This window comes from Halorubrum sp. CGM5_25_10-8B, assembly GCF_005435095.1.
Classification (GTDB): Archaea; Halobacteriota; Halobacteria; order Halobacteriales; family Haloferacaceae; genus Halorubrum; species Halorubrum ezzemoulense.
Genome location: NZ_SGTY01000024.1, coordinates 1 through 22,102, shown reverse-complemented (window position 1 = coordinate 22,102; position 22,102 = coordinate 1). Strand labels below are relative to the sequence as shown.

Here is a 22,102-nt window from a genome sequence, read left to right as displayed (position 1 = left end):
ATCCTCGCGGTACCGCTCCGGGCTATAGCGCATCGAGGGCCTCCTCTCGGCGCGGGTAGGTCACCGAGATCTCGCCGCGGAACCGGTATCGACGGTACGGGTTCGGCCACTGGATCGGCGCGAAGTTGTCGTTCCGCCAGATCACCGCCCGGCCCTTCCGGTCCGCGAACGTGTTGATGTAGTTCATGTTGATCGGGACGTTCCCGATGCCCGACAGGGAATTCGCCGGCGGCGGCGTGTTCGGCATGGTCACGAACCACCGGTTCTTCTCTCGCGGCCCCTCGTCGCACCGAGCGATCGAATGCGAGAGGTTGATCATCGAGAGATTCTTTTTCCGAGCCTTCCCCTGCGCGACGGGCCAACCCTTCACCTTCCGGTTCGTGTCGTTCTCGTCGGCTTCGGGGTTCAGCGGCACGAGGTCGGAGAACTCGTCGTTCACCATCGTCGTCGGGTGGAGGAACTCGTCGTCTTTCGCCCGCGTTTCGAGGAACGCGAAGTTCACGTCCCGCAGCGGCGTCACTTCGGCCGGTTCGTCGGCCTTGTGAGCCGGCGTGTACGTGGCTCGCGTCAGCTGCTCGCACCCGCGGAACAGCGGGTCCGGCAGCACGGCGTAGAGCCCGCCCGGGACGATCTTCGTCATCAGGTCCCGCGGGTCGGTGTACTCGATCGTGTCGCGAAACACGTCGGTCAGCTCGATCACCACGGTCGGGAGCGCTGGATTCCGCGGTTTGGCGTGAACCTCGTACTCGATGCCCTCCGGCACGGCGACCGTCATGAACGGCGCCAGCGGGAGACACTCGAGCTCGTCGAGCGTCAGCATCCACAGCAGCGTCTCGTTGTTTATCTCGGGCATCCGAACGCCGCCGATGACGTTCGCGAACGACGTCTTCCCCTCACCGGGTTCGGAGTGCGCCCAGAGGTCAGTCCCGCCGTCGCCCATCGCCATGAGAACGTCCTCGTTCTCGGGCTTCGCGAGCCACTCCAGCACCTTCCGGCGCGGTCGCGGCTGCTCGGCGACGATGTCGTCGTCGAGGCGCCCCTCTTCGAGCGCCCACTTCTCGGCGTCGTCGAGGTGGATGATCGCGTCGAGGTACGCGCTCGGGTAGCGATACACCGGGTGCGCCGCCTGCTGTCCCTCTCGACGGACGCTCCGAGACAGCCGTTCGAGCTTCCGCCAGAACGGTTTTAGGCTGTTCCCGTCGTTATCCTTGAAGAACTGATATATCTTCTCGCCGTCGTTGTGGATGTCCGACAGCCGGCTCCACGACTTCTCGCCGGCGTGGTAGCGCGCCTGTCGGGACTTCTCCCACGGCTCGAAGTCCTCGCGAAGCCGCTGGAGGACCTCTTCTCTCTTCCGTCGACGCTTCTCTCGGCTCGAAACCGACTTGCTCATGAATTGAACGCTCCGTGTGTTGGTCCGCTACTGTCCGTCCGCTCGCCGCCGCTCAGCGTCCGCGCGGCCGACAGGAACGACGGCATCACGGCGCTCATCGCGAAGCGGTACCGCGTCACTTTCGCCTCCTGTTCGTCCTGGTCGAGCAGCGCTTCGAGAAGCGGCGGCGAGGCGACGATCTCGTCGAGCAGCCCGCTCGGCTTCTCCCCGTTCGTCGGCGCCGACAGCGAGCGCACCCACCGGCCGAGCGCCTCGCGATCCTCGAAGCCGGTCCAGAGGTTCAGCAACGCCGCGGCCTGTCCCTGGTCGAGCTGGCGGAACGCCGGCCGCATCAGCGGGTTCGACTCCTCGTCGGGGTCGACGTCCTTCCACGTCTCCCCGCCGGCGTCTTCCACTCGCTCGCCTGCGCGCTCGCGGAACTGCCGGTATGCGAGGTCACACGCGTCGTCAAGCTTCTCGACCAGCCGCCGCCGGATGTACACCGACTGCCGGTCGTCGTCGACCGTCAGCAGCTTCTCCAGTAGCCCGCTCAGCGGCAGCATGTCGGCCGGCTCGATCACCCGGTCGACGTGACCGAGCGTCCGAATCCCGGCCGCCTGATACCACGAGAGCGCGTAGAACGCGCTGTCGAATCCCTCGGAAAGCGGCTGGATCGGTGGCTCCCGCGTCGGGTCGCCTTCGTAGAGTAGCCGGTCCTGGTCGCGGTCGAGGACGTCGAGCGCCGGCCGCGTCGTTCGCGGCACTTCCTCGTCGACGACCGGTTCGGCGGCCTCAGTCATCGTCGGCCTCCACCCGGCGCGTCTCCGGGTCGACGTCGTCGAACGCGAACTCCGTCTCCTCCGTGTCGAGCTCGCTCGCCGCGTTCTCGTCGAGGCCGAGCGCGTCAAGACTCAGTCCGACCTCGTCCTCGAGGAACGAGCGGATCAGTGTCCGGTCGCGCCGCGAGTCGACCTCGCGGGCTTCGAGCGCCGTCGTAATGCGTTCGCTCCACGCGATCTCCTCGTAGTCTTCGAGCAGTTTCGCGTCCGCGTGCTCGCCCTGGAGCACGGTCAGCGAGGCATCGGCGGTCACGTCATGGCGCGGCGCGGGCTCGAAGTCGATCGCGCCGTCGACGGCCTCGTAGCTCTCCAGTGCGAGCAGCACGAGGCCGACGCCGGCGCCGACCGTCGGCGTGTTCGCGACCGCGTCACCGGCGTACCATCCGATGAGCGGAAGCGCCAGCGTCGCGACCGTGAGCAGCCCGTAGAGGCCGCGCGTGATCGGCGACAGCTCCTCGCCCTCGTCAGGCTCGGGGAGCCGGTGCCACGCCGGCATCCGGCGCCGGAGTCGTGCCGGGCGATGGTCTACCGCGCTGTCCTCGTCGGGGTCGACGTACACCTTCTGCGAGGCGCTTCCCTCGACGCGGACTCGCGTCCGGAGCTGCGAGAGGTCGAGCCGCGCCGCTCTCGAGAACAGCCGCGCGAAGAACGGGCGGATCCCCGTCTTTGGCACCATCCGACGCCCGTCCGGAGCGCGGACGGTCGTCTTGATCGCCAGCTGCTCGTAGAGCTCGTCGAAGTAACCGTCTTCGCCGAGCCCGACCGAGTCGGTGACGCTCGACGTCGGCTCGCCGCCGTCCGGGACCGCCTCCGGGTCGGCACCCTCCTTGTCGGTCTCGCCGCGCCGGAGGCTCACCGCGTCAGTGAGCTCCTTCCGGACGAACGCGATCCGTTCGGTCGGCGGGCTCATGCGGAGGCCGCCGCCGTAGGCGATCGGGAGCAGCGAGAGCCCCATCAGCACGTCGAGGTTCGCGATGACGACCGCGAGTTCGTAGTAGAGCCCCGCGAGGACGATCGCGCCGCCGAAGACGGAGACGACGCCCCACGTCGCCAGCGAGTAGCCCGGGCCGCGGCCCGTGCGCTTCAGCGTCGCTCTCGCGGCAGAGAGCCCGACGACGATCGACGCGAGGCCCGGGAGGATCGCAGTCCGGAACGAGTACCACCACGCGTCGGCCTGCGTCTCGATCTGAACCTGCTGGCTCGCCGGCGCCGACGCGTGCTCGAACCGCCAGCGGGCGCCGTTAACCGGGTCGCCGTCGCGTTCGAGCCACATCGTCGCCTGAACGCTCTCGTCGTAGTGACTGTTCAGCGCGACCGGTGCCGTCGCGTAGCCGTCTTCGATCGTCACGCCCGCCCGCTGAACCTCCTGGTCCGCCGCGACCGCGACCGTGCCGTTCTCGGTCTGTCGCGTCTCTTCGTTCCAGTAGACGACGACCAGCTCGTAGTCGCCCGTCGAGTCACCGAACACCGTCGAGTAGAGCTCGATCTCGTCAGTGTTCAGCGTCTCTCCGCCTTCGAGGTACACCGGCTGGTTCGAGAGCGGGTCGGCCGGGCGGTACCGGATCGCGACCGCGCCGTCGGGATCGCCGACGTACCGGACGCTCGGCGGCGCCGCCGACGGTTGGGTCCCGCCGCGACGGAGGTCGTTGAGGTCGAACGGCCCGCTTGAGACGTCGCTGCCGTTGACCTGCGGCGACGGGCCGGCATCGGTGGGCGCCACGGCCGCCAGAGCGGGCGTCGCCATCGTCGCGACGAGGAGGACAGCGAGGCTGACCGCGGCGACCGCGGCGCGTCCCCTCATGCGTCGGCCTCCTCGTAGCTCCCGCCGTCGGCGATCGCGTCGATGTCCGGCGAGCGTTCGATCTCTTCGAGCCCGAACGGGCGGAAGCGCTCCGGGACCCGCTCGTCGATCGGCGGCGCCGCCTCTAGGTCGTCGAGACGCACGCCACACGTCGAGCAGTACCGCTCGCTCACCGCGTCGACCTTCGACCGACAGGTCGGACACGCGTCATAGGGCACCTCGCTGTCGACGTAGACGCCAGCGAGACCGGCGAGGAACCCGCCGGCGAAGACAGCGTCTGCTCCCGTCACGAGACCGAGGACGCCGACCCCGAACGCGCCGAGGGTCGCCCAGAACAGCGTGCCCTCGGGGCGGTTGAGAAGCCAGCCGCGGATCTCACGGCGCCGACTCAGCCTCATCGCTCACCCCGCTTGTCGAGCTCGGCCGCCGTCAGGTAGGCACCCGTAAAAGCGACCGCAGTAGCTATCACGAGTCCGACGGCGGCACCGGCGCCGACGTGCGTCGACGCAAGGCCGTTCGAGACCAGTACCCCCGTTCCGATCGTCCCTATGAGTCCGAGGCTGACGTGATACGCCCACTCGCCGGTGCGACCGGGGAAGCGCTGAACGACCTGTTCGAGCGTGCCGACCGACATCTCAGTCGTCACCCCCGAACACCGCGAACGCGCCGATGAACACGACGAGCCCGACGAGCAGGAACTGAACCGCCGTGATGTCGCCGAGGAACCCGCCGGTTCCGAGCGCGCCGAAGAAGCCGGTGACCGCCGCCAGCGCGAATCCCGGGTCAGCGAGGATCGCGTTGAACAGTTGGTCGCCGAACTGGATCCCGAGCCCTGCGCCGGCCGCGCCGGCCGCGACGCCCGACGTCGCTCCACGCTTTACGCCCGAACCGGCCCGAGCCGCCGCCTCACGCGACTCGTCGACGCCGACCGCGTAGACCAGCGCCCCGACTGCGAGCAGTCCGAGCCCGATCGTCACCGCCGACACGGGCCGTCACCTCCGTTCGTCCGCTTCCGATTCATCTCGGTTCGTCCGCTGTGGTAGTGTGTCATGTTGCTCTGTCGAGGTTTGCGAGGACCTGCCGGGAGAGGTAGCCGATGAACAGCACGGCCGCGCCGACGACGACCCAGTCGGCCGTCGACGTCGGCGGCAGCACCTGCGGGAGCGTCAGCGCGCTCACCGAAACTACCGAGAAGATCTGCGGTCCCGACGCGAGCAGCGCGTCGAAGAGCGCGAGGAAGATCTCCGGGTTCAGGAGCGCGACGATCCCGCTCAGTCCGGCGCCCAACTGCGCCAGCGGGTCCTTCGCGAGTTGCTTGAAGTTCATTCTGTCAGTCCTCCGAGTTGGAGCAGGTCGGCCGCGATGTACACGAGCCGGCGCAGCACGACGATCACGACGACCGCCTCGACCGACGCAATCGCGATAATCACGAGCGGCGCGAACGGCCCCGCGGCCGCCGCGGCGTCGAACAGCGTCGCGTTGAACGCCTCAATCCCGTCGAGGAGCGCCTGTCCGCCGAAGCTCCCCGCTCCGGTCAGCGTCGAGGCGATCGACACCGGGACGTCGGCGAGCCCGAGCTGCTCGCCCGGTGCGTCGAACCGCGCCGGCTGCGACCCGCCGACGAGCAGCACGAGCTGGTCGACGATCGTGGTCACGACGCCGGTCACCGCTTCGAGGATTGTCGTCAGCACCGCGCCGACGACGAACCCGCGCGGGTTGTTCGCGAACGCTCGAAACACGCCGCCGTTTTCGGTGAGGAAGTCCGGTGCGATCGCACCCCACGCGACGGAGAAGCCGCCTCCGCCACCGGTGCCGCCGTCGCTCGTCGAGTCGTCTGTCGAGCCGTCATCGGCCGTATCCGACGCTCCGTCGTCGCCTGCCGGGCCGCCGCCTCCGCCAGACGGGAACGTGTTTGCCATTATTCCAGCACCTCCGACACCGTGTCGAGGCCGCGAGCCCCGGCGTAGAACGTCAGCAGTACGAGGCCGAGCGCGAACAGCCACGCGGCGATCCCGGAGTCCGGCAGCGCCGAACTCCACGCGCCTTCCATCGCCGAGACCCAGCCGTCGGCGAGCGTGCCGATGAGGCCGGGAACGTCGCGGTACACCGCTCCCGGCGCGAGGTCGCTCGCGACGCCCGTCACGAGTTCCTGCGTTCCACCGAGGAAGCCGGCGAGCCCGTCGATGAGCCGTGTCCACGCCTCGGTGACTCCCTGAACGAGCGTCGCTATGGCCGCCGCGAGGGCGAAGCCGATCGTTCCGACGACCGACCGCGAGAGGTTGCTCGCGTCGATGCCGGTCGCCGCGCGGAAGTCGACGCCGTCGAGCGACGAAGTACCGCTCAGCAGGAACGACTGCTCCTCGTCGCTGAGCGTCGTCTGATCGTCGTCAGCCACCGCTCTCCACCCCCGCTAGCGCGTGGCCGGGTCGCGATGGTCCGCACATCGTCAGCCCTCGTCGTTCTCCTCGTCGACCCCGACGAACGGGATGTCCGGGAACCCCGGCACGACGAACGTGTCGCTCGTTTCGTCTTCCTGGAGAAACTGGATAATCAACCAGAACCCGGCGAGCAGCACACCGAGCCCGACTAGGAACGCGAACGGTCCGAACTGGTTGGCGATCGACTCCGCAGAGGCTGCCGCCCCCTCGGAGATGATCGAGAGCGGTTCGATGATCGTCGCGTCGATCGTCGCCTCAGTTGCCTCTCCGAGCGAGTCGATCGGTGCGGTGATCAGGCCGACGATGCTCTGGATCAGGTTGACGCCGCCGGTGAACACTGAGACGAACGTCCCGAAGATCGCGCCTTGGAGCAGTGTGCCGAGCGTCCCGTCGGCATTCAGGTAGCCGATCGTCCCCGTCAGCACCGAGTTCGGAGACGGATCGTCGCCGCTTGGGAGCTCGTCAGCGGCTCCAGACATTACGACCCTCCGCCGAAGATCTTGATCCCGACGAGCCCGGTGATCGCGCTCAGGATCATCCCGGGGATGCTCAGGATGAAGCTGATCGGGCCGCCGCTCCCGCCGCTCATCGGGCCGGCACCGCCGCCGGCTGCCGACTCGATCGTCGAGACCTCGCCGTTCGTCAGCACAAGGTCGTAGCTCACCGCGTAGGTCGTCCCCGAGCTCACCGTCGAATCGAGCGTGACCTCGGCCGAGCCGTACGAGCTCGTCACGTCGGTCCACGAGTCGATCTCGGAGAACTCCGTGTCGCCGACGCCTTCGGCGAGTTCGACGGTCTTGTACCGCTCACCGGGCAGCGTCGGGTCGTCGACGAACTCGGTGTCGGCGTAGCTCAAGTCGAACGCAGTGGGCAGCTGAAGCCGGTAGTCGAACTGCCCGAGCGCGTCCCACTGCGGGTAGTCGTTGTCCTGCGTGAACTCGGCGTTCACGTTCTCAGCGTCCTGAAGGTCGGACGCCTGGAACATCGCGTCGACGGTCAGGCCGTGGATCGTCGCGTCGGCCATGACCTCGTCGAACCCGTCCATGTTGGCGACCGAGTACGCCCCGCGCGGCTCGGTGATCGTTACGGTTTCAAGCTCCTCGTCGTCGTTCTCGACGCGCTGTTCGCCGAACTCAAGCTCGCGAGTGCGCTCCGCGTCGAGGACGGAGATGTCCGCGTCGACATCGCCGGAGATCGTGACATCCTCGGCGGTGTCGAAGGTGCCGTCACCGCCGCCCTGAACGGGCAGGTCGCCGATCTGCTCCTGAAGGACCATGCCCTCGCCGGTCGAGTTGGCGAGGACGGTGTCGTCGCTCGCGGCGGCCGTCGAGTCGTAGAGGACGATCTCGACGTAGTCGCCGTCGGCGTCGGTTACCTGGAGCGTCGGCGTACCGCTCGCCGAGGAGATGTCGGCGGCGATCGTCAGGTAACCCTTCTCGCCGTCGACGACGGTGAAGTTCGAGTAGGTCGCCGAGTCCGAGCTGGCGCTGCCAGCGTAGTTGAGCGCGTCGACACTCGGCGCGGTGGTCGTCGAGGAGACGGTCGCGCCGCTGGTGGTCCACTCGCTCGCGTCGAGCGCCGAGGCATCGTTGTCGCCGTCCTCGTCAGACTTCCGCGGGAACTCGTCACGCTGCTCGAAGTCGATGTCGGTCGCGGTCAGCGTGATCGGGTTGTCGTTCGACTCGTTGAGGCTCGCCGGGAGCTGCGCGGCCTCACCGCTGTCGTCATAGTACTGGAGCGCGTCCGAGAAGTCGGCGCCGTTCCACTCGTCGATCGTCACGTCGGCGTTCAGCGTCGGGTTTGGCGCCGCGCTGTCACCGGACCAGCCGATGCCGCCGACGGCCACGACGGGCGTCGCGACCATCGATGAGAGGACCGCGAACGCGATGAGCGCCGCGAGTCCGGTCCGCTTGATGTTGATGTTCATGCGCTACCTCCGTAGCCGCCGCTACTGCGAATTCGTGTCATTGGATTCCGAAAATGCCCGTTTCCGGTGGGCAGACCGTACTTTTCAGCTAGTTCCATGTCGAGCGGGTACCGCCTGCGGAAGTTCTGAAGGTACTCGAGAAACCGATCGCTGACGACGAGACCGCGTGGTCCGTCGCTCACGAATCAGCCCTCTCGAAAAGAACACTCCAGGTACTCCGCTGCCGCTCTTCGCCGTCGTCATCGCCGTCGGCGACGCCGCTCACGCGCAGGCGTCACCTCCGGTCGGAGTTACACCGGTCATGGTGCGACCCCAAATCATGCCGTTAATGCTCTAAACGTCCGTATTCTGGTAGATCTGTAAAATCTGGTCAGTCTGCGCAGAACTTTGAAGTAACCTTCGCGAATAATATAAGCCGATGTGTGAGATTAGGCAGGTTAGCGATACTGGCAGCGGGAGTGGTCGGGTGACGTTCCCGAAAGAACACCTCCGTGACATGGGACTGGTAGGCGACGACGGGAGTATCGAGGGTCACCTCGTATTCGAGCAGGAAGATGACGGCTCGGTCCGAGTCGAGCCCGTTCAGTAGGCTGACTCGGTTCCAGTTTTTAGAGCGCTACGGCTCTGTTGAAATCCTCTGCCGGTGATACATTCTAGCGGTCGTGCTGAATAGAGGGCGCGAGTCTCGTACTAACTTCCTCTCGGATTCGGTCAGGCCGGATCGCTCAGTACAGGTGGAAGGTGCCCCGTGACGGAGGGATCAGCGAGACATCGACTACCTGAGTTGGAGATAGTAAACCGGAACACCGAGAGCGACGACCCCCGTTATCAACCGACGGGACCAGTACACGGAGAAGATGTCCCACATATGAAGATACGGGACGGCGAGAGCGAAGGTCCCGATCAGAAAGGCAGCGCCGATATCCCAAGCAGCGAAGCCGTTACCGCTCTGTTCTGGGGGTCTAATCGTATTGTGTACGAGGACACCTGAGACCAATAACACCATCAAAGAACTACTGATCACCAAGGGGAGGTCTGACAGATCCCACCCGTCTCCGTGCCCCAGAGCCCCCGTTTGAAGAACATATGCTTCTCCCTCGTCTTCGATCACAGTATATAATTCGCTGTCATCGACGTTGTGCCCCACGGCACCGTACTGAAATTCACCGGGGACATCGGACTCGTAGTACTCATCGCAGGTAAGTGTCCACTCATGGCAAAGAACTATCGTAAATGAGTCGTCCGCAGCAGACCGTGTCCTGTCGAACACCTCTTTGGCAACGGGAGACAGTTCATTATATTGGTAGACACTCGTCTCGTCCGTAACCGCAGAGTGTTCAATCGATTCAATATCGTCAGCTCGTTCGACTATCTGATTGTCGTAGTATCCGTCAAGTCCCGTATCGCTGTACGGCGATGAGATAGCTCCTGGGTAAGAGAAGATGAGACCGATGAGGGCTAGCGCCACGACGACCCGAATCAGACTGCGGGCGGTCGGGCGATTCGATTCCTCAATGAAGGACGGAATATTCACAGCCGTATGTCCTCCTCTCAGTCGGTGAAAATCTTCTGGCGCGCCGCGTTAACAATACAAGACGCTATCTGAAACTGGTGGCAACCACAGCGATCAGTTCGCAAGCGAATTCTGCCGGCTGATTCAGGATATAGACGGAGAAAATAACATTGTTCAGGTGCTGACTACATCCTCTGTATCGGGCACGCTCTTACTGACAGGCGGCAGGGAATACGAAACGGAGCTGCTGTATACAGGGCGCGTATCTTGAATGGAGTCAGAGAGAATTTCCTGACGAACTGATTGCTCAAGACAAGGAACTCACGCACGGGTGAGGTCCCTGCGCCAGTGTAGGCGAACCGGCTTTGTTGAAATCCTCAGCAAGTGATATATTCTGACCCAGTCGCGGTCAGTACAGGGAAATCACGAATCACTCGATAAACTTAGTTCGCTGAGTCCTGTTTCCCGTTCGGTCGAAGCACCATATAAAATAGAAGCACAAGTTCTGTAAGTACGACTACGCCCCCGATTGAGCGAGCAGCAGTCGATATCCCTGTCGTGTAACCACGTACCGCAACAGCGATATCACCGAGTGCTGCGACTCCAAGCCCGAGCAAAAATACAATTATGAAGAGCAGATAGCGGATCGATTTGAGTAGTTCATCTGTTTTGGAGGGCATCAAAACCAGTTCGAGTAGTGTTTGTCATAATCTTTCTGAAACCGTAGATGACTGACCAATTCGCAGTTCTCATCGACCGGCTGTTTGAGGCAAGAATATATCTGAAGAATGGTATTTCAACAGAGCTGGCGAACCTCAACCGCCACAGAGGGCAACTCAGAGTTGATCAGATCGCCTGACTGAGGCTTTCCTCGTCTAAGATCATAGGCGATAATCATCGTCATCCATTCTCTGTATTAGCAGAAACACCGAGTAGACGTTGTGTTGAGACAATCCGAATCAGAGAAGGTAGAAGGGTATCATAGCACCGACGATCAGTAAGATGCCGAGGCCGGTGACATACAGGCCCCGCCTGGTCGCGTCGTCTTTCGGAATAATAATACTCAGGCCGCCGAACGAGGCGGTCAATCCGCCGAATATTATAACGATGAGATGGCCGGCAGCAGTGGGCGAATAGTTGGTTGCAATCTGAGTCGTCGTAATTATCGCGGCGATGATTGCGGTGAAGAATCCAAGAAACTGTAGCATTGAGTTCCGGAGGCGATCGACGACCTCTTCAGAGTCCTCTTTGATACTGTCGAGCTGGTCCTCCGCCAGATCTAGTCTGTCCTGTAGTTGAGATTCATATTCCCGGAAATCCGTCCTAAGGAGATGCTGTTGAAACTGGCCTATACGAATCGCGTAGTCGTCTTTTTCTGGGTCTTCCAAATCGATTCCTTGCTCTATCTTGCGGCGACCCTCGTCGAAACGGCCCTGTAACGCGAGAATTCGCCCCTTCGTGACGTGGTATTTCCCGTAGTCTCGCCACAAGGAGATTGCCCGGTCGATAGAGTGGCGTGCTTTTTCAAGATACTCCTCTCGTTGACTCCCGGAGATAATTCCATCCTCAATAGCTTGCGTGATGGTATTCGCGTGTGCTTGGTAGATGCCTGGATTGTCCGCCACTTCTTCAAGTACGTTCTCTTGGATATCGATTGCCTCATAGATATCGTCCGGTTGTCCTCGTACGCGAAGAAGTACGGAGTAGCTCTCGTTATACATCGGTCGTTCAGAAAAGAGATGTCCGTAGTCCATGTGAAGCGACTCTAGCATGGTGATGTTCTTGTTGCGGCGGTGGAACGTCACCAGAGCTTTGAACGCTGCGAAGCGAAGGGCTACTGGATCCAAGCACTCAGCATCTATTGGTTTATCATCAGCTAAAATCGACTCAAGATGGTTTTTCACCTCTGGAATCTGCCCAATGAGTTTTGCAAGATTGACCTGGTGTTCAATCCGCTCTTCTGGTGGTAATTCTTGAAGAAACGCGATGATATCATCATCTGTCACTTCGCCGCTTGAAGCCAGCGTATCCAGATGACTATTAAGAATCAGATCATCATTCATCTTGGTTCACTGTTCGAAGTAATGAACGCTCTGGGACTTCAATTTAAGCCGTTTCGAATCTCAACTGAACGACGGTGGTGTCGTCAGATTTCTTTAACCGGAGGTGGTCGTCTGCCTGTGGATCCTCACGCTCGATACTCCGAAGTTCGTCTACGGTTGCTTCGACACCCTTCTTCTGAACTGTGTCTATAGCCGCCTCCCAGTCAGAATATGCGTTGTAGATGTTCACTAGTCGATCAAACCCATCGGTAAAGAGATACACCGTCGTCGTCGATGTTAGCGAAACGGTCCCGGTCAGTCCCTCGGTCGCCGCTGCTTGGTCGAAACTGAGAACCCAGTATGTACCCGGGGTGTTCTTTCTCCGACGGTTTTCACGGAGCTCCGGCATGAGTTGCTGTCGTGCTTCCTCTAAGCTGTTCCCTTGTCGTTTAAGTTGGTGAAGTTGCTCTCGTTGCTCCGTTTCTAAGTCATCTATTCGTCGGTCGGTCTCGTAAGTATCGATGTCACCGTTATTGACAACGAGAACCGTACTGTCGCAGAGTACATAGTATTCCAGACTGGACTCATCCCAGCGGACAATTGCGCCTGTGGCGGATGGTTCAGCAGCGGCGTCAATCGATTCAATTGGCGCAATCGTACTGAATTGTTCACGGAGTTCGAAGATAGCACTCGAAACATGCTCAGTGAGGGTCGCTGAACGGTCCAGGATATTCTTTTGAAGGTAGTCGTCGAACGCACGAACGTACCAGCAACCATCCGACGGCGCATCTGTATATGTCTCGTCTGTTACGCCTGTTGCCCCATCAAGGACCCACGCTGCGCCCGACATCACCGACGCCGTATCCTCGTTGTACCTTCTGACAGAGTCCGAGAGAACCAAGTCTCGTTGGAGATAATGGTGGATCATCAAACGTGAATGGTATTCTGTATCGTGTAATGTAGTGCTTTCTCTCCGGTACTAATAATGGCGTCGTGCGTAATAATCTAAGACTGACTTTGCGACAACCATGCTAAACTCATCCTCTGTATCCCGCAGGGAGTTTCTGTCAACTACGAGGGTTTCAAAGTAGCTAGCGGCATGTACGCGAATCCCTTATTCGGCTACCGATAGGTCCGATTCTACGCTCAAACTCGCCCCTCAGATGGCTATCTCACATGGTTTTTAGTAGCGTTACCTCGTTAAGCCTACTATGCGACTCGACGACTATCCCGAACGAGACGGGAAGCGGGTCTGGCTCAGCCAGAGCGACGAGAACGACGAGGTCGCAGCGCTCATCGACGAGGCGAAGTCCCCGGAGCAGGAGATCGCGTTTCGGCTCGGCGTTCAGGCCGGACTCCGTCGCGAAGAGATCGCCAGCGTCACCAGCAACGACTTCACGCACGCCCCCGACGGCTTTCTGCGTGTGTGGAACGACTACGCGAAGCGCGGGAAGTATCGCGAGACGCCGATCCCGAAAGAACTCTCCAGTTCCGTTCGGACGCTCTCCTACGAGCGTGATCCCGACGAGCCTATCGTCAACGTCGAGCCGAACTCGATCTACCGCTGGGTGAAGCGCGCCGGCGAGCGTCGATACGCGGAGACCGGCGATGAGGGATGGACCTACCTCGACGTCCACGACCTCCGTCGGACCTGGGGCGGTCACCTGCTGTGGGACTGCGGTGTTCTCCCTGCTGTCGTGATGAGTTGGGGAGGGTGGGAAGACTGGGAGACGTTCCGGAACCACTACCTTGGAGAGATGAGCCCGGCAGCTGCGGAGCGAGAACGTGAGAAGATCTCATACGTTTCAGGAAATATTGAACCTGGTGTAGATTCGGGTCCAGTTTTCGAGCCAACGGTTCAGTCGCGGTCTCCGTACTAGAGGATTTACCGCGTATTATGTCACGTCAAAAATCGTCCAGCGTGTCCTCTAAAGATTCAATCTGATCCTGGATAGCCCTTAGCTCTCCGCGAGCATCGTCGTCATCAATTTCTACCTCCACTTGTTCGCCACACGCAGTACACTCCCCTTCCCCATCGGCACTTCCGTCCCGGCTGATATTGATCGTGTACTCTATATCAGTGCTACCACAGTTCTCGCATTCGTGGTCCTGTTCATCCAATTGCTCCTCATATGCCTCTTCTACAGAGCCGATAACCTGATCGCTGAAACTCGGCATATAATCACATTGCCACTTCCATTTGGAATAATCTTACGCAGGTGAATACTTCAGGTTCTCCATCATACTGGAGTGATTCCGCATCGTCATCGGATTCTGGATAGACTACATAAACTCTGCGTTAAGTGAGGAACTGATACGGTCTAGAACTTCATCCCAGGTCTTCTCGCCCTTATACCACCACTCAATGGACGTGTTAGCGTTACCACAAGCCTTCGCAATCTCATGTCGAGGTATAGGTTCCTGATCCCATTGCTCTGATAGGTAACCTATCATCCCTTGTTTGATTACTAGTGTGTCACCCACAGAGTCGATCTCCAGCTGGCCCGCAAGTCCACGATTATAATTTTCACCATACTCTTTGAGCTTCGCTTCCGTCGGCTCTTTCGGCCTCGGCAGTTTTTGGTCAGCCATGCTCGTTCTCATCAAATCAAATTAAAAAATGATGCCGATCAGCGAGATCCTCATCGTATCATGAATGGTACGGGTGCTATTTTGACCCAGCAGCCTCGGCAGCAAACCGACGTGCCAGAGGCCTCATCGACTGAGAAGGCGTTAAGCTAAACATAGGCCTTAGTCTCGTCATCTATTCAGTCCTGACTGGTCTGTCCACATTCTCCCCGTATTCTGTACACAGATCTTGAACGGACAGACAGGTGGTGGACCCTTATCGGAGAATATCAAGAAAGTCCTAGCCCAGATAGCAAGTAACTCAAGAAGGACATCTCTTCTCGGGCTTCTTTTGCTTTCTCCAGATCGTTTAGTGCTTTCTTTGATCCTAACCCGACTGAGTAAGACGAAAAGAACTGGCTCCTACTCTGCTCTCTTTGACCTTCCTTATCACTCGGCGAGTCTGCTTCCTCCATCTGATTGTATGTTTGATGAGACTTTTGGATGGACTTCATTCTCCGGTAGAACGACATCACGGGCTCAATTTCCTCATCACTCAACCGGCTAAGATTGGGTAGATGCTGTTCATACATTTTGGTAGAGATCTGCTCATCAATTTGATTCCTCACTGTCCTCTTGTCTTCATCTCGCATAGATTCTAGTAGATCCCTCATTTACTCCATCTCAGCAAAGAGGATTCTTCGTGTCCGCTTTGATTTTTTGTAGTCCTGATAAGAACTCAACGAAAGCGTCGATAAGGTGCTGAACAGTGCGCCAACTAATATGTACAGTAGTTGACTCGGTATCATAGCGGTAGACGGTACCGATTCAGGGGTAAATGCGTTGGTTGAAAACCATCCGAGATGAGCTTACTTCTTGGGGACTTCTCAGATATCTGTGTCAATTACCCAACTCAAGGGAAGACGCTATTAGCACTCGCTGAGGTTATTCGGTTAGACCAATGTCACGAGAAGACCAGATGGTTTCGCATTTAATCGATCTTACCAGCCCATCAGAGATAGATCACGAAGACTACACAGATATAGAGTTCAACGCAACACCGGAAGCACATTATAATCACTATGGAGATCGAGGTGCGGTTGATCTCCACACACGTCTTGTGGGACAGAGAGAAGATGGAAGTGAGCGCATTCGGGATTACATTTTTGAGGTGAAGGCCGACGCTGCGATTAGAGAGGCCACAGGAGCCAACGAGATAATACGCCAGTGGAATCACCAGAGAAAGTATTTCTACAAGGATGAGAGTAAGCGTATTCCCGACGAGGCGAGCTTCCAATTAGTGTTTCTTCCGTCGAGGCTGAGCGTACAGCACCTTGTTGAGAACCACGAAATGTATGAAGCAGCTCAAGGCCGAGATCTCTGTGAACCTCTAGATGGGTACGATCTACGTGAGCAGATTCTATTCCGTTCAACAAAGGGAGGCCATTCGCCAGTCCTCCCGTTTACCCAGACCTACTCAATTGCCGATCCGGAGGAAGTGATCGAGATATTTGGAGGCGCTGAAGAGCATTGTACCAGATCTGTGATCAAATATCTTCGTGAGTTAACCGAGTGAGGATCATGGTGGAGAATGTCAATAAATACTCTAAATCAGCTAACCTCCTTGCGCTCGCAATCCCAGGAAGATCAAGAGTGACACCAGAAGGCCGATCATAGCGACAGGGCCCACGGCTCCAGATAATGCGCTTCCAAGTGACACGGTGAGTTGAGCGCAGGTTTCAGAAAGCGCTCCAGAGGAAGTACAGTGTTCGCTAAGTAGATCGAGTATTGCTAGTCCAGATAAAATTACTACTGCCGTAACGACAACACCAATAATGACCCCTACGGGGGCTTCGCCCCTACTGTTCATCTAGGGTACCTATTGCTTGGATAATTAGGGTCGGATAAAAACAGTTGGTTCAATATTACTTCTTAATCAATTAGGGTTCGCCGAGACGGTAGTCATCATTTAATCCGAGACACTATGCTCCGCCAGAGAGAAAGGTCGGATTCGAGGTCCTCAATCCGAAGCTCGCAGATCACAGTTACTCGTTTTCCGGTTTCCTCGGCTGGCGTTTTCTCTTTGTTCGACAACTCGACTGAATTCAGGGGCATCAGGTGAGTAAAGTGGAGCAAATCCAATACGTAGTCCAACTCACCGTCTTCTAACTCAATATCCCTAGTCGCTACGTGAGTCAATAGCTCCTCGTAGAGAGATTCCATCCTCATCTCTTGGCGTTCGAGTGCCGAATCCTTTGCTTCTTGAACAAATTCCGTGACTACTTCGCGCATCTCTTCATCCAATTCTACGTCTTCATTACCCTCGATTAGGTCTAAAAACTCATCCCCGGCATCTTCAGTTACATTCGAGTTGGACCTTGTCACCCTGGTAGCGATCACTATTTGACGGGCTAACGTACGCAACTCTCGAAACCACTTAATGTCATCACGGATGGACTGTCGGCGTCTCCTCAGTCTGAAGGAGACAACGTCCCACACCATCTTCAGAATAAAACCCAGAATGACCGAGATAATCGCTGTAAGCAAATCAAGCGCAGAAAGAAAATCGAGTAAACTCCCGATCATGTCACAATAGCCGTGCCCGGCTATTAAAATCAAACTGGTGTTTTTAATTTCTGACCGACAGTCAGTCGTGGGATAGATCGACAGCGCGGATGATGTCCTCAGTTACGCTTGACCACCTCGCGTGCCACCAGCCCAGCATCGCCCGCTACGACCGCTTCACGCGCCTCCTCAGCGTGGTCCGAGTGAACCGTGATGAACACGTGACTCTCTGTCTCGACGACTGCTATGTCGTCATTCCGCAGCTGCTCGACCTGTTCGTCGGTCAGAGAGAGCAGCCACGCGTTCTTCCCGGTCTCGCTCACACGTTCTCACCCTGATTAGACCTCGATGGGCTCGCCATCGCACTCCTGTCTCGCGCACTCCAGGCAGCGCTCTCCGGCAAACCCGGGCGATGTCGCGAGCGGCTCAGCCAGCTCCCCGCAGCCGTCACAGAGGTCGGCGTCTCCGACGCCGGCTTCGTGCTGCTGTCGCTTGCGCTTCTCGTCTTCTGCCCACGCCCGGACCTGCTCCTGAGTGATCGACGCGTGTCGGGCGTGCTCGACCGGCTCGATGTTCCCCGCTCGGTTGTCCCACTTGATCCCGTTCCGGTGGTGAACGTCCTTCCCCGCGAGATCTTCGAGTACCGACTCGATCGGCTCGTCGAGCGGATAGCACTCGACGATCGCGAGCAGCCGGTGGTGCGAGAGGTAGACATCTTCGCGGCCGTCAGTCGGCGTGTGCGGCCGGTGTTCTGTCGACCTCCAGCGCTCGTATCCCGCTCCGCTCCCGTCTCCGGGCTTCGCGTGCTCGAACCGCGCGTAGTTCTGTACGCGGTTCTCTCCGAGGAGATAGTGTGACACACGATCATCACCTCAGTTACTCTGGATCCGCGGCGCGAGCATCATCTCGACGCTTCCGTAGCCGTCCGCGAACTCGTAGTCGAGGAAGACCGGCATCTCGTCGTCGAGCTTTCCGGTTAGCTCGGTGCCGCTGCTCAGCGGCTTCAGGATTCCGCCGTACTTGCTCCCGCCCTGCGAGCCACCGACCAGATATGGGAGCGAGAAGAGCGAAGTGACTTTTTCAGGAAAGTTCGCATCACTCAGCTCGTCTTCCCCGACGACAGTTTCAATCTCGTCGATGTCTCCTCGGCCGGTGACGACGAGCGCTTCCTCGTCGATATCCGCTTTGAGTTCGACGTGGTCGCTGACGAGGTCCGCGTTCTCCACCGCGTCGGCGAGCACTTTCGCGTCGACTTCAAACTCCGCTCTGTGGTCGATGTCGCCGGGGAGGTCGGGCTCACCACGCATCGCTCCCGGATCGATTCCCGCCATCTCGACTTCGACGTTCGTGTGATCGATATTGACCTTCCGAACCTCCGGGTCGACCGACAGCGTGATCAGATCGCCGCCGCTCGCACCGTCGATGTAGCTGTCGAGCTTCTGGAGGTTGACGCCGATCGGGAACGAGCCGTCACCGACCGACTCGAACGCACCAGGATCGACATCTAGGTCGACCATCGCGACGTTCGCCGGGTCGACGGCCCTGACGGACAAGCCGTCGTAGCCGATCCGGAAGATCGCCTCGTCGACGATGGTGAGCAGCTGGTCGACAACCTTCTGAAGCACTTCGGCGCGAACGACGACAGTCATGCCCTCGGCAGGCATCGTCTCCGATTCGTCCGTCTCGTCCGCAGCGTCTTCGGCCTCTGCGTCAGCGGCTGCCATCAGGCACCACCTCCGAAGTCGTCGTCAGCCGTGTCTTCGACAGCGCTACTCCCGTCGTCTTCGGTGGTGTTGGCACTCATGGTAGTGGTCTCCGCGAACCGCTTACTCGTCCGCTCGATGCTCTCCGGCACTCCCGACAGCGTCTCCGAGATCTCTTCCTCGGAGGTCCCCGCCGGCGCCTCGACGACGAGACTGATGTCGCCGCGCTCCGCACTCGCCAGCATTCGGTCGCCCTCGATCTCGACGTTGAGCACGGTCGGCTGCTCCGGCGCCGCCTCCTGCGGCGCCTCGTCCGGAACCGCTCCGCCGTCGGTCTCTAGCTCTGGTTCGTAGCTCTCCTCGTCTTGTCGTTCCTCGCGCTGACGCTTGATCGCGATCAGAATCATTCCGATTCCAAACGCACCGATTCCGATCCCCGCAGCAGGGGCGACGACACCAGCACCGGCACCGGCTGAGAAGCCGACACCCATCGCAGCGAGCTCGTCGTTCGACAGCGTCATGCTTCCCTCCAGTAGTCGACCACGTGGCTCGCGTGCTTCTCGTCGTGCTCCCAGGGAGAGTCGTCGCCGACCTCCAGCAGCATCGTCGTCGTCGCCTCGCACGTACAGCAGTACGCCGAAACTACTCGCCGCTCGTCGACGTCGACCTCGTAGGGCTCGGGTTTGGACGGCCCGCGCATGTCGACGTTCTCGGCCGCTCCGACCACGCGCTCGCTACGCGCCACCGGACTCACCTCCGTTGGCCTCGACGTCGTACTCTTGTCCCTTCTCAGGGAGCGCGACGTTCATCACGTGCTCGTCGCCGTCGTCACTCAGCGAGCCGCGCACCTCGATCCCGTGCGGCACCTGCTCGATCTCTACGGGCTCGCCGGTGAGGTAGACCGACCACGTGGTGAGGTCGGTCGAGTTCGTCATCGAGACCCTCCACCCGAGTGCGGTCGCCCGCGACGACTCCGTCACCGGGTCGTCGCTCCAGACGACGCACTCGGGACAGCTGAAGATGAACGTGTGTTCTCCGAACCGGACGTCGAGCTGCGAGCCGCAGTCGCCGCACGTCGCGTCGACGCGGTAGCCACGGAGGTAGGCCGTTCCGCCGGCGACCCACGCGTAGTAGTCCTCTTCGAACGGGCACTCGTGCGGCCCGCTCCGGACCTCGTCGGTGGCGCTCATTCTCCTGCCTCCGCGCCGGCTGCGGCCAGCTCGTCGAGCCGGTCGCTCGCCCCGTCAACGTCGTCGACCTTCTCGCCGGCAGTGTGGTAGTCCTGCGACGCTTGGAGCTTCGCCCACCCCTCGTCGCTGGCCGGGTCTTCCTCGCTCCCGACAACGATCGAGACCTGCGAGATCCCCTGGGAGATGCCGACCACGCCGGCACCGTTCAGCGGCTTGATGACGACCCGCCGAACGGCTTCCTTCTGGATGTTCAGGTGATTCGCGAGGATCGATTCCGCCGTATCGAGTTCGAGGTACCCACCGACGCCGGTGTACTCAACCAGCTTCCGGTGTCCTTCGACGGCCTTCTGCGGCACCTTCCGGCCGTTGATGTCGGAGATCGCGACTCCCTCGGTCCCGAGCAGCGAGTCCCGCAGCGCCGAGCGCACGGCCTCGCTCTTCGACCCGTGCTCTTCTTCGGCTGCGGCGAGGGCTTCTCCGAGTTCCGGGTCGTCGATCCGGACGGTGTAGCGCCCGGTTCCCTCGGTCTCGTCACCCATCGAGCATCACCCCCTCGGCCTCGACGACGCGCTGGAACTCGTCGGAGTCGCCTCCGTTGTCCGGGTGCGTTTCTGCCTTCCGCGCCCGAGCTGCGGACTCGATGACGTTCTCCGGCGCGTCCGGTGCGACACCGAGAACCTCGTGCGCTGGTTGGCTCGTGGCAGTTCCGGCGACAGCGTCGTCGTCTGCCGGCGGGAGCCGCGCGGCAGCGAACTCCGAGTCGCCGGTCTGAACGGGGCGCTGGCTCCGCATCCGCGTCTCGTTGACCCACTTCAGGACGTAGCGGACGTTGTCGCGGAGTCGCGGCGAGGCGTCACACGCGACGGCGAACTGCTCGCCGTCGTCGACCCACCGCATCACGAAGCCGGGATCGTCCGGGTTCGCGTTGTGGAGCGGGAGACCGTTCGACTTCGAGTGAGCGTTCGCGATCTCTCCGCGCCACTCGTCGACATCCATCCGGTCCATCTCGGTTGCGAGCTCCTTCGTCGTCGCACCCAGCGTCGCCTCGAAGTGCGAGTTCCGCTCGCGCTCTACTGCTGGCGTCCGCTCGAATCCGGCGGGCCAGTCGAGGTTCATGCCGCCACCCCGCTACGCCCGCGGACACCCGCGAGGCCACATAATGCGCGCCGCCGCGCGCGCCGCGCTAAGTTCGCGGGCACACTCGCATCCGCGCCACGAGGGCGCCGATTCGACAACCCCCCCGTGCCTGTCAGACAACGAGCCGAATCGTTCGGAGAGGTCTTAGAAGTGGACTTTTCCGCATTTGAGGCTGTCAGACAGACCACCCCGCTCGTCTGACAGAGAAGGTTCCACTTGTTCCAGTTGAAACAGTCGAAACGGAGGTTCACTGTTCGACACCTCCGTCGGCCGCGACCGGCTGGCTCGCGTCAGCATCGGCGCGGTCGGCCTCGACATCGTCGACCGAGAACCACCACGGCGGCGAGAGGTACGTCCCACCGGTGTCGAGGTCGGTGACGCCGAGCTGCTCGCGGCTCCACTTCCACCAGAGCAGCGCGACGTGAGCGCACCAGCCGCGGAAGTGGTGACCGTCGCAGTCGCACTCGGCGACGAGATCTCCCTCGTAGACCGCGAACAGCACGCGGTGCTTCGAGAGCGCGGCCTTGTCGTCTTCGCGGCCGAGAAGGACATCGAACTCGGCCGGGTTGACCGCGCCGACCTCTGACGGCGCTGCCTGCGCTCGCCGCCAGCTCGTCGACGTGGTCCATCCGCTCGGGAAGCGGAGCTGATCCGGCTCGCCGAGGCGGTTCGCGATCTGCTCGCGGAGTTCGTCGACGCGATCAGACATCGTCGTCACCTCCGAACGGGCAGTTCGGGCAGGTGTCGTACGGGATCGCGCTGCCGGGCTTCGAGGTGCGCGTGAGCTTCGCTCCGCACTCCGGGCAGTACCTCATGGCCGACACACCCCCTCATCGCGAGCCGGACAGCTTTGCTCCGGTTCGTCGATGAAGAACCCGCAGAACTCGCAGATAGCGCGGGTGTCCTCGGTGGTCTCCGCGGGGGTACTCATAAAGACCCCCCTTCGACGGTATAAACGTTTCTCGCCGTCGTGCGGTTTTCGCTTATAAGGGAGTGGGTTGGGGCGG

The 22,102-nt window shown here is 60.6% G+C and carries 32 protein-coding genes; 4 read left to right on the top strand and 28 right to left on the bottom strand.

The genetic code is table 11. The features are described 5' to 3' along the window. Positions 1–22 precede the first annotated feature (22 nt). The 11 genes from EXE51_RS15890 to EXE51_RS15840 form a co-directional block, all read right to left on the bottom strand. A complete protein-coding gene (locus EXE51_RS15890; protein ID WP_137693042.1) occupies positions 23–1,393 on the bottom strand; it encodes a hypothetical protein in 1,371 nt (456 codons plus the stop codon). Beyond that, positions 1,390–2,172: a hypothetical protein gene (locus EXE51_RS15885; protein ID WP_137693041.1), complete on the bottom strand. Its 783-nt coding sequence runs from the start codon at positions 2,170–2,172 to the stop codon at positions 1,390–1,392. The genes EXE51_RS15890 and EXE51_RS15885 overlap by 4 nt, the downstream gene beginning before the upstream one ends. Further along, positions 2,165–4,012: a hypothetical protein gene (locus EXE51_RS15880; RefSeq protein ID WP_137693040.1), complete on the bottom strand. Its 1,848-nt coding sequence runs from the start codon at positions 4,010–4,012 to the stop codon at positions 2,165–2,167. Before EXE51_RS15880 ends, EXE51_RS15885 begins: the two co-directional genes overlap by 8 nt. Beyond that, complete coding sequence (locus EXE51_RS17835) at positions 4,009–4,410, bottom strand: zinc ribbon domain-containing protein (RefSeq protein WP_199234070.1); 402 nt, start codon at positions 4,408–4,410, stop codon at positions 4,009–4,011. The genes EXE51_RS15880 and EXE51_RS17835 overlap by 4 nt, the downstream gene beginning before the upstream one ends. Next, entirely contained in the window at positions 4,407–4,646 is a 240-nt protein-coding gene (locus EXE51_RS15870; RefSeq protein WP_137693039.1) for a hypothetical protein, read from the bottom strand. The genes EXE51_RS17835 and EXE51_RS15870 overlap by 4 nt, the downstream gene beginning before the upstream one ends. Position 4,647: 1 nt before the next feature. Continuing rightward, positions 4,648–4,998: a hypothetical protein gene (locus tag EXE51_RS15865; RefSeq protein ID WP_137693038.1), complete on the bottom strand. Its 351-nt coding sequence runs from the start codon at positions 4,996–4,998 to the stop codon at positions 4,648–4,650. A 61-nt stretch (positions 4,999–5,059) separates the two neighbouring features. Beyond that, on the bottom strand, positions 5,060–5,338 hold the full coding sequence (locus EXE51_RS15860; RefSeq protein ID WP_137693037.1) for a hypothetical protein: 279 nt from the start codon (positions 5,336–5,338) through the stop codon (positions 5,060–5,062). After that, positions 5,335–5,931 carry a hypothetical protein gene (locus tag EXE51_RS18030; protein WP_241990650.1) on the bottom strand — a complete coding sequence of 199 codons (597 nt, stop codon included), beginning with the start codon at positions 5,929–5,931 and terminating at the stop codon, positions 5,335–5,337. Before EXE51_RS18030 ends, EXE51_RS15860 begins: the two co-directional genes overlap by 4 nt. After that, entirely contained in the window at positions 5,931–6,407 is a 477-nt protein-coding gene (locus EXE51_RS15850) for a hypothetical protein (protein ID WP_137693036.1), read from the bottom strand. Before EXE51_RS15850 ends, EXE51_RS18030 begins: the two co-directional genes overlap by 1 nt. A gap of 51 nt (positions 6,408–6,458) precedes the next feature. Continuing rightward, complete coding sequence (locus EXE51_RS15845) at positions 6,459–6,929, bottom strand: hypothetical protein (protein ID WP_137693035.1); 471 nt, start codon at positions 6,927–6,929, stop codon at positions 6,459–6,461. Then, the gene (locus tag EXE51_RS15840) at positions 6,929–8,377 is read right to left on the bottom strand and encodes a hypothetical protein (protein ID WP_137693034.1); all 1,449 of its coding nucleotides are present in this window, start codon (positions 8,375–8,377) and stop codon (positions 6,929–6,931) included. The genes EXE51_RS15845 and EXE51_RS15840 overlap by 1 nt, the downstream gene beginning before the upstream one ends. 418 nt (positions 8,378–8,795) lie before the next feature. On the opposite strand from EXE51_RS15840, the gene EXE51_RS17830 reads away from it, so the two are divergent. Next, positions 8,796–8,966: a hypothetical protein gene (locus tag EXE51_RS17830; RefSeq protein ID WP_179233599.1), complete on the top strand. Its 171-nt coding sequence runs from the start codon at positions 8,796–8,798 to the stop codon at positions 8,964–8,966. Between the two features lie 186 nt (positions 8,967–9,152). On the opposite strand, the gene EXE51_RS15835 is transcribed toward EXE51_RS17830, so the two are convergent. Together EXE51_RS15835 and EXE51_RS15830 are read right to left on the bottom strand one after the other, a co-directional pair. Then, on the bottom strand, positions 9,153–9,911 hold the full coding sequence (locus tag EXE51_RS15835; RefSeq protein ID WP_137693033.1) for a hypothetical protein: 759 nt from the start codon (positions 9,909–9,911) through the stop codon (positions 9,153–9,155). Positions 9,912–10,333: 422 nt separating this feature from the next. Continuing rightward, positions 10,334–10,570, bottom strand: coding sequence for a hypothetical protein (locus EXE51_RS15830; protein ID WP_137693032.1), 237 nt, complete (start codon positions 10,568–10,570; stop codon positions 10,334–10,336). 47 nt (positions 10,571–10,617) lie between these two features. Here EXE51_RS15830 and EXE51_RS18155 point away from each other — a divergent pair, with 47 nt between their 5' ends. Further along, the gene (locus tag EXE51_RS18155; RefSeq protein WP_255509929.1) at positions 10,618–10,749 is read left to right on the top strand and encodes a hypothetical protein; all 132 of its coding nucleotides are present in this window, start codon (positions 10,618–10,620) and stop codon (positions 10,747–10,749) included. A 100-nt stretch (positions 10,750–10,849) separates the two neighbouring features. Here EXE51_RS18155 and EXE51_RS15825 read toward each other — a convergent pair whose 3' ends face one another. Both EXE51_RS15825 and EXE51_RS15820 read right to left on the bottom strand, forming a co-directional pair. After that, on the bottom strand, positions 10,850–11,953 hold the full coding sequence (locus EXE51_RS15825) for a M48 family metallopeptidase (RefSeq protein WP_137693031.1): 1,104 nt from the start codon (positions 11,951–11,953) through the stop codon (positions 10,850–10,852). Positions 11,954–11,996: 43 nt separating this feature from the next. After that, complete coding sequence (locus EXE51_RS15820; protein WP_137693030.1) at positions 11,997–12,833, bottom strand: hypothetical protein; 837 nt, start codon at positions 12,831–12,833, stop codon at positions 11,997–11,999. A 310-nt stretch (positions 12,834–13,143) separates the two neighbouring features. On the opposite strand from EXE51_RS15820, the gene EXE51_RS15815 reads away from it, so the two are divergent. Beyond that, positions 13,144–13,812, top strand: a complete 669-nt coding sequence (locus EXE51_RS15815; RefSeq protein WP_137693029.1) for a site-specific integrase — start codon at positions 13,144–13,146, stop codon at positions 13,810–13,812. A gap of 25 nt (positions 13,813–13,837) precedes the next feature. Here EXE51_RS15815 and EXE51_RS15810 read toward each other — a convergent pair whose 3' ends face one another. The 3 genes from EXE51_RS15810 to EXE51_RS15800 form a co-directional block, all read right to left on the bottom strand. Continuing rightward, positions 13,838–14,110, bottom strand: coding sequence for a hypothetical protein (locus tag EXE51_RS15810; RefSeq protein ID WP_137693028.1), 273 nt, complete (start codon positions 14,108–14,110; stop codon positions 13,838–13,840). Between the two features lie 105 nt (positions 14,111–14,215). Further along, positions 14,216–14,524: a hypothetical protein gene (locus tag EXE51_RS15805; RefSeq protein WP_137693027.1), complete on the bottom strand. Its 309-nt coding sequence runs from the start codon at positions 14,522–14,524 to the stop codon at positions 14,216–14,218. A gap of 266 nt (positions 14,525–14,790) precedes the next feature. Further along, positions 14,791–15,153 carry a hypothetical protein gene (locus EXE51_RS15800; RefSeq protein WP_137693026.1) on the bottom strand — a complete coding sequence of 121 codons (363 nt, stop codon included), beginning with the start codon at positions 15,151–15,153 and terminating at the stop codon, positions 14,791–14,793. 308 nt (positions 15,154–15,461) lie between these two features. On the opposite strand from EXE51_RS15800, the gene EXE51_RS15795 reads away from it, so the two are divergent. Further along, positions 15,462–16,076, top strand: a complete 615-nt coding sequence (locus tag EXE51_RS15795; protein ID WP_137693025.1) for a hypothetical protein — start codon at positions 15,462–15,464, stop codon at positions 16,074–16,076. Positions 16,077–16,465: 389 nt separating this feature from the next. On the opposite strand, the gene EXE51_RS15790 is transcribed toward EXE51_RS15795, so the two are convergent. The 10 genes from EXE51_RS15790 to EXE51_RS15745 form a co-directional block, all read right to left on the bottom strand. Beyond that, positions 16,466–17,086 carry a hypothetical protein gene (locus EXE51_RS15790; RefSeq protein ID WP_137693024.1) on the bottom strand — a complete coding sequence of 207 codons (621 nt, stop codon included), beginning with the start codon at positions 17,084–17,086 and terminating at the stop codon, positions 16,466–16,468. Between the two features lie 98 nt (positions 17,087–17,184). Continuing rightward, positions 17,185–17,388, bottom strand: coding sequence for a hypothetical protein (locus EXE51_RS15785; RefSeq protein WP_137693023.1), 204 nt, complete (start codon positions 17,386–17,388; stop codon positions 17,185–17,187). 15 nt (positions 17,389–17,403) lie between these two features. Further along, complete coding sequence (locus tag EXE51_RS15780) at positions 17,404–17,925, bottom strand: HNH endonuclease (RefSeq protein ID WP_137693022.1); 522 nt, start codon at positions 17,923–17,925, stop codon at positions 17,404–17,406. Positions 17,926–17,937: 12 nt separating this feature from the next. Continuing rightward, positions 17,938–18,789 carry a hypothetical protein gene (locus tag EXE51_RS15775; RefSeq protein ID WP_137693021.1) on the bottom strand — a complete coding sequence of 284 codons (852 nt, stop codon included), beginning with the start codon at positions 18,787–18,789 and terminating at the stop codon, positions 17,938–17,940. Then, on the bottom strand, positions 18,789–19,289 hold the full coding sequence (locus EXE51_RS18025) for a hypothetical protein (protein WP_241990649.1): 501 nt from the start codon (positions 19,287–19,289) through the stop codon (positions 18,789–18,791). The genes EXE51_RS15775 and EXE51_RS18025 overlap by 1 nt, the downstream gene beginning before the upstream one ends. Continuing rightward, positions 19,286–19,513, bottom strand: a complete 228-nt coding sequence (locus EXE51_RS15765) for a hypothetical protein (protein WP_137693020.1) — start codon at positions 19,511–19,513, stop codon at positions 19,286–19,288. Before EXE51_RS15765 ends, EXE51_RS18025 begins: the two co-directional genes overlap by 4 nt. Beyond that, complete coding sequence (locus tag EXE51_RS15760; RefSeq protein WP_137693019.1) at positions 19,503–19,958, bottom strand: hypothetical protein; 456 nt, start codon at positions 19,956–19,958, stop codon at positions 19,503–19,505. Before EXE51_RS15760 ends, EXE51_RS15765 begins: the two co-directional genes overlap by 11 nt. Beyond that, positions 19,955–20,497: a hypothetical protein gene (locus EXE51_RS15755; RefSeq protein ID WP_137693018.1), complete on the bottom strand. Its 543-nt coding sequence runs from the start codon at positions 20,495–20,497 to the stop codon at positions 19,955–19,957. The genes EXE51_RS15760 and EXE51_RS15755 overlap by 4 nt, the downstream gene beginning before the upstream one ends. Next, complete coding sequence (locus EXE51_RS15750; RefSeq protein ID WP_137693017.1) at positions 20,490–21,074, bottom strand: J domain-containing protein; 585 nt, start codon at positions 21,072–21,074, stop codon at positions 20,490–20,492. Before EXE51_RS15750 ends, EXE51_RS15755 begins: the two co-directional genes overlap by 8 nt. A gap of 268 nt (positions 21,075–21,342) precedes the next feature. After that, positions 21,343–21,804, bottom strand: a complete 462-nt coding sequence (locus EXE51_RS15745; RefSeq protein ID WP_137693016.1) for a hypothetical protein — start codon at positions 21,802–21,804, stop codon at positions 21,343–21,345. Positions 21,805–22,102: the final 298 nt, after the last annotated feature.

Coding starts and splice junctions, on each gene's coding strand:
- EXE51_RS15890 (WP_137693042.1), bottom strand. CDS start 1,393: ATGAGCAAGTCGGTTTCGAGCCGAGAGAAGCGTCGACGGAAGAGAGAA.
- EXE51_RS18155 (WP_255509929.1), top strand. CDS start 10,618: ATGACTGACCAATTCGCAGTTCTCATCGACCGGCTGTTTGAGGCAAGA.
- EXE51_RS15800 (WP_137693026.1), bottom strand. CDS start 15,153: ATGCGAGATGAAGACAAGAGGACAGTGAGGAATCAAATTGATGAGCAG.
- EXE51_RS15775 (WP_137693021.1), bottom strand. CDS start 18,789: ATGGCAGCCGCTGACGCAGAGGCCGAAGACGCTGCGGACGAGACGGAC.
- EXE51_RS15810 (WP_137693028.1), bottom strand. CDS start 14,110: ATGCCGAGTTTCAGCGATCAGGTTATCGGCTCTGTAGAAGAGGCATAT.
- EXE51_RS15845 (WP_137693035.1), bottom strand. CDS start 6,929: ATGTCTGGAGCCGCTGACGAGCTCCCAAGCGGCGACGATCCGTCTCCG.
- EXE51_RS15805 (WP_137693027.1), bottom strand. CDS start 14,524: ATGGCTGACCAAAAACTGCCGAGGCCGAAAGAGCCGACGGAAGCGAAG.
- EXE51_RS15860 (WP_137693037.1), bottom strand. CDS start 5,338: ATGAACTTCAAGCAACTCGCGAAGGACCCGCTGGCGCAGTTGGGCGCC.
- EXE51_RS15745 (WP_137693016.1), bottom strand. CDS start 21,804: ATGTCTGATCGCGTCGACGAACTCCGCGAGCAGATCGCGAACCGCCTC.
- EXE51_RS15830 (WP_137693032.1), bottom strand. CDS start 10,570: ATGCCCTCCAAAACAGATGAACTACTCAAATCGATCCGCTATCTGCTC.
- EXE51_RS15795 (WP_137693025.1), top strand. CDS start 15,462: ATGTCACGAGAAGACCAGATGGTTTCGCATTTAATCGATCTTACCAGC.
- EXE51_RS15750 (WP_137693017.1), bottom strand. CDS start 21,074: ATGAACCTCGACTGGCCCGCCGGATTCGAGCGGACGCCAGCAGTAGAG.
- EXE51_RS15825 (WP_137693031.1), bottom strand. CDS start 11,953: ATGAATGATGATCTGATTCTTAATAGTCATCTGGATACGCTGGCTTCA.
- EXE51_RS15870 (WP_137693039.1), bottom strand. CDS start 4,646: ATGTCGGTCGGCACGCTCGAACAGGTCGTTCAGCGCTTCCCCGGTCGC.
- EXE51_RS17830 (WP_179233599.1), top strand. CDS start 8,796: ATGTGTGAGATTAGGCAGGTTAGCGATACTGGCAGCGGGAGTGGTCGG.
- EXE51_RS15815 (WP_137693029.1), top strand. CDS start 13,144: ATGCGACTCGACGACTATCCCGAACGAGACGGGAAGCGGGTCTGGCTC.
- EXE51_RS18025 (WP_241990649.1), bottom strand. CDS start 19,289: ATGACGCTGTCGAACGACGAGCTCGCTGCGATGGGTGTCGGCTTCTCA.
- EXE51_RS17835 (WP_199234070.1), bottom strand. CDS start 4,410: ATGAGGCTGAGTCGGCGCCGTGAGATCCGCGGCTGGCTTCTCAACCGC.
- EXE51_RS15790 (WP_137693024.1), bottom strand. CDS start 17,086: ATGATCGGGAGTTTACTCGATTTTCTTTCTGCGCTTGATTTGCTTACA.
- EXE51_RS15885 (WP_137693041.1), bottom strand. CDS start 2,172: ATGACTGAGGCCGCCGAACCGGTCGTCGACGAGGAAGTGCCGCGAACG.
- EXE51_RS15840 (WP_137693034.1), bottom strand. CDS start 8,377: ATGAACATCAACATCAAGCGGACCGGACTCGCGGCGCTCATCGCGTTC.
- EXE51_RS15760 (WP_137693019.1), bottom strand. CDS start 19,958: ATGAGCGCCACCGACGAGGTCCGGAGCGGGCCGCACGAGTGCCCGTTC.
- EXE51_RS15755 (WP_137693018.1), bottom strand. CDS start 20,497: ATGGGTGACGAGACCGAGGGAACCGGGCGCTACACCGTCCGGATCGAC.
- EXE51_RS15880 (WP_137693040.1), bottom strand. CDS start 4,012: ATGAGGGGACGCGCCGCGGTCGCCGCGGTCAGCCTCGCTGTCCTCCTC.
- EXE51_RS18030 (WP_241990650.1), bottom strand. CDS start 5,931: ATGGCAAACACGTTCCCGTCTGGCGGAGGCGGCGGCCCGGCAGGCGAC.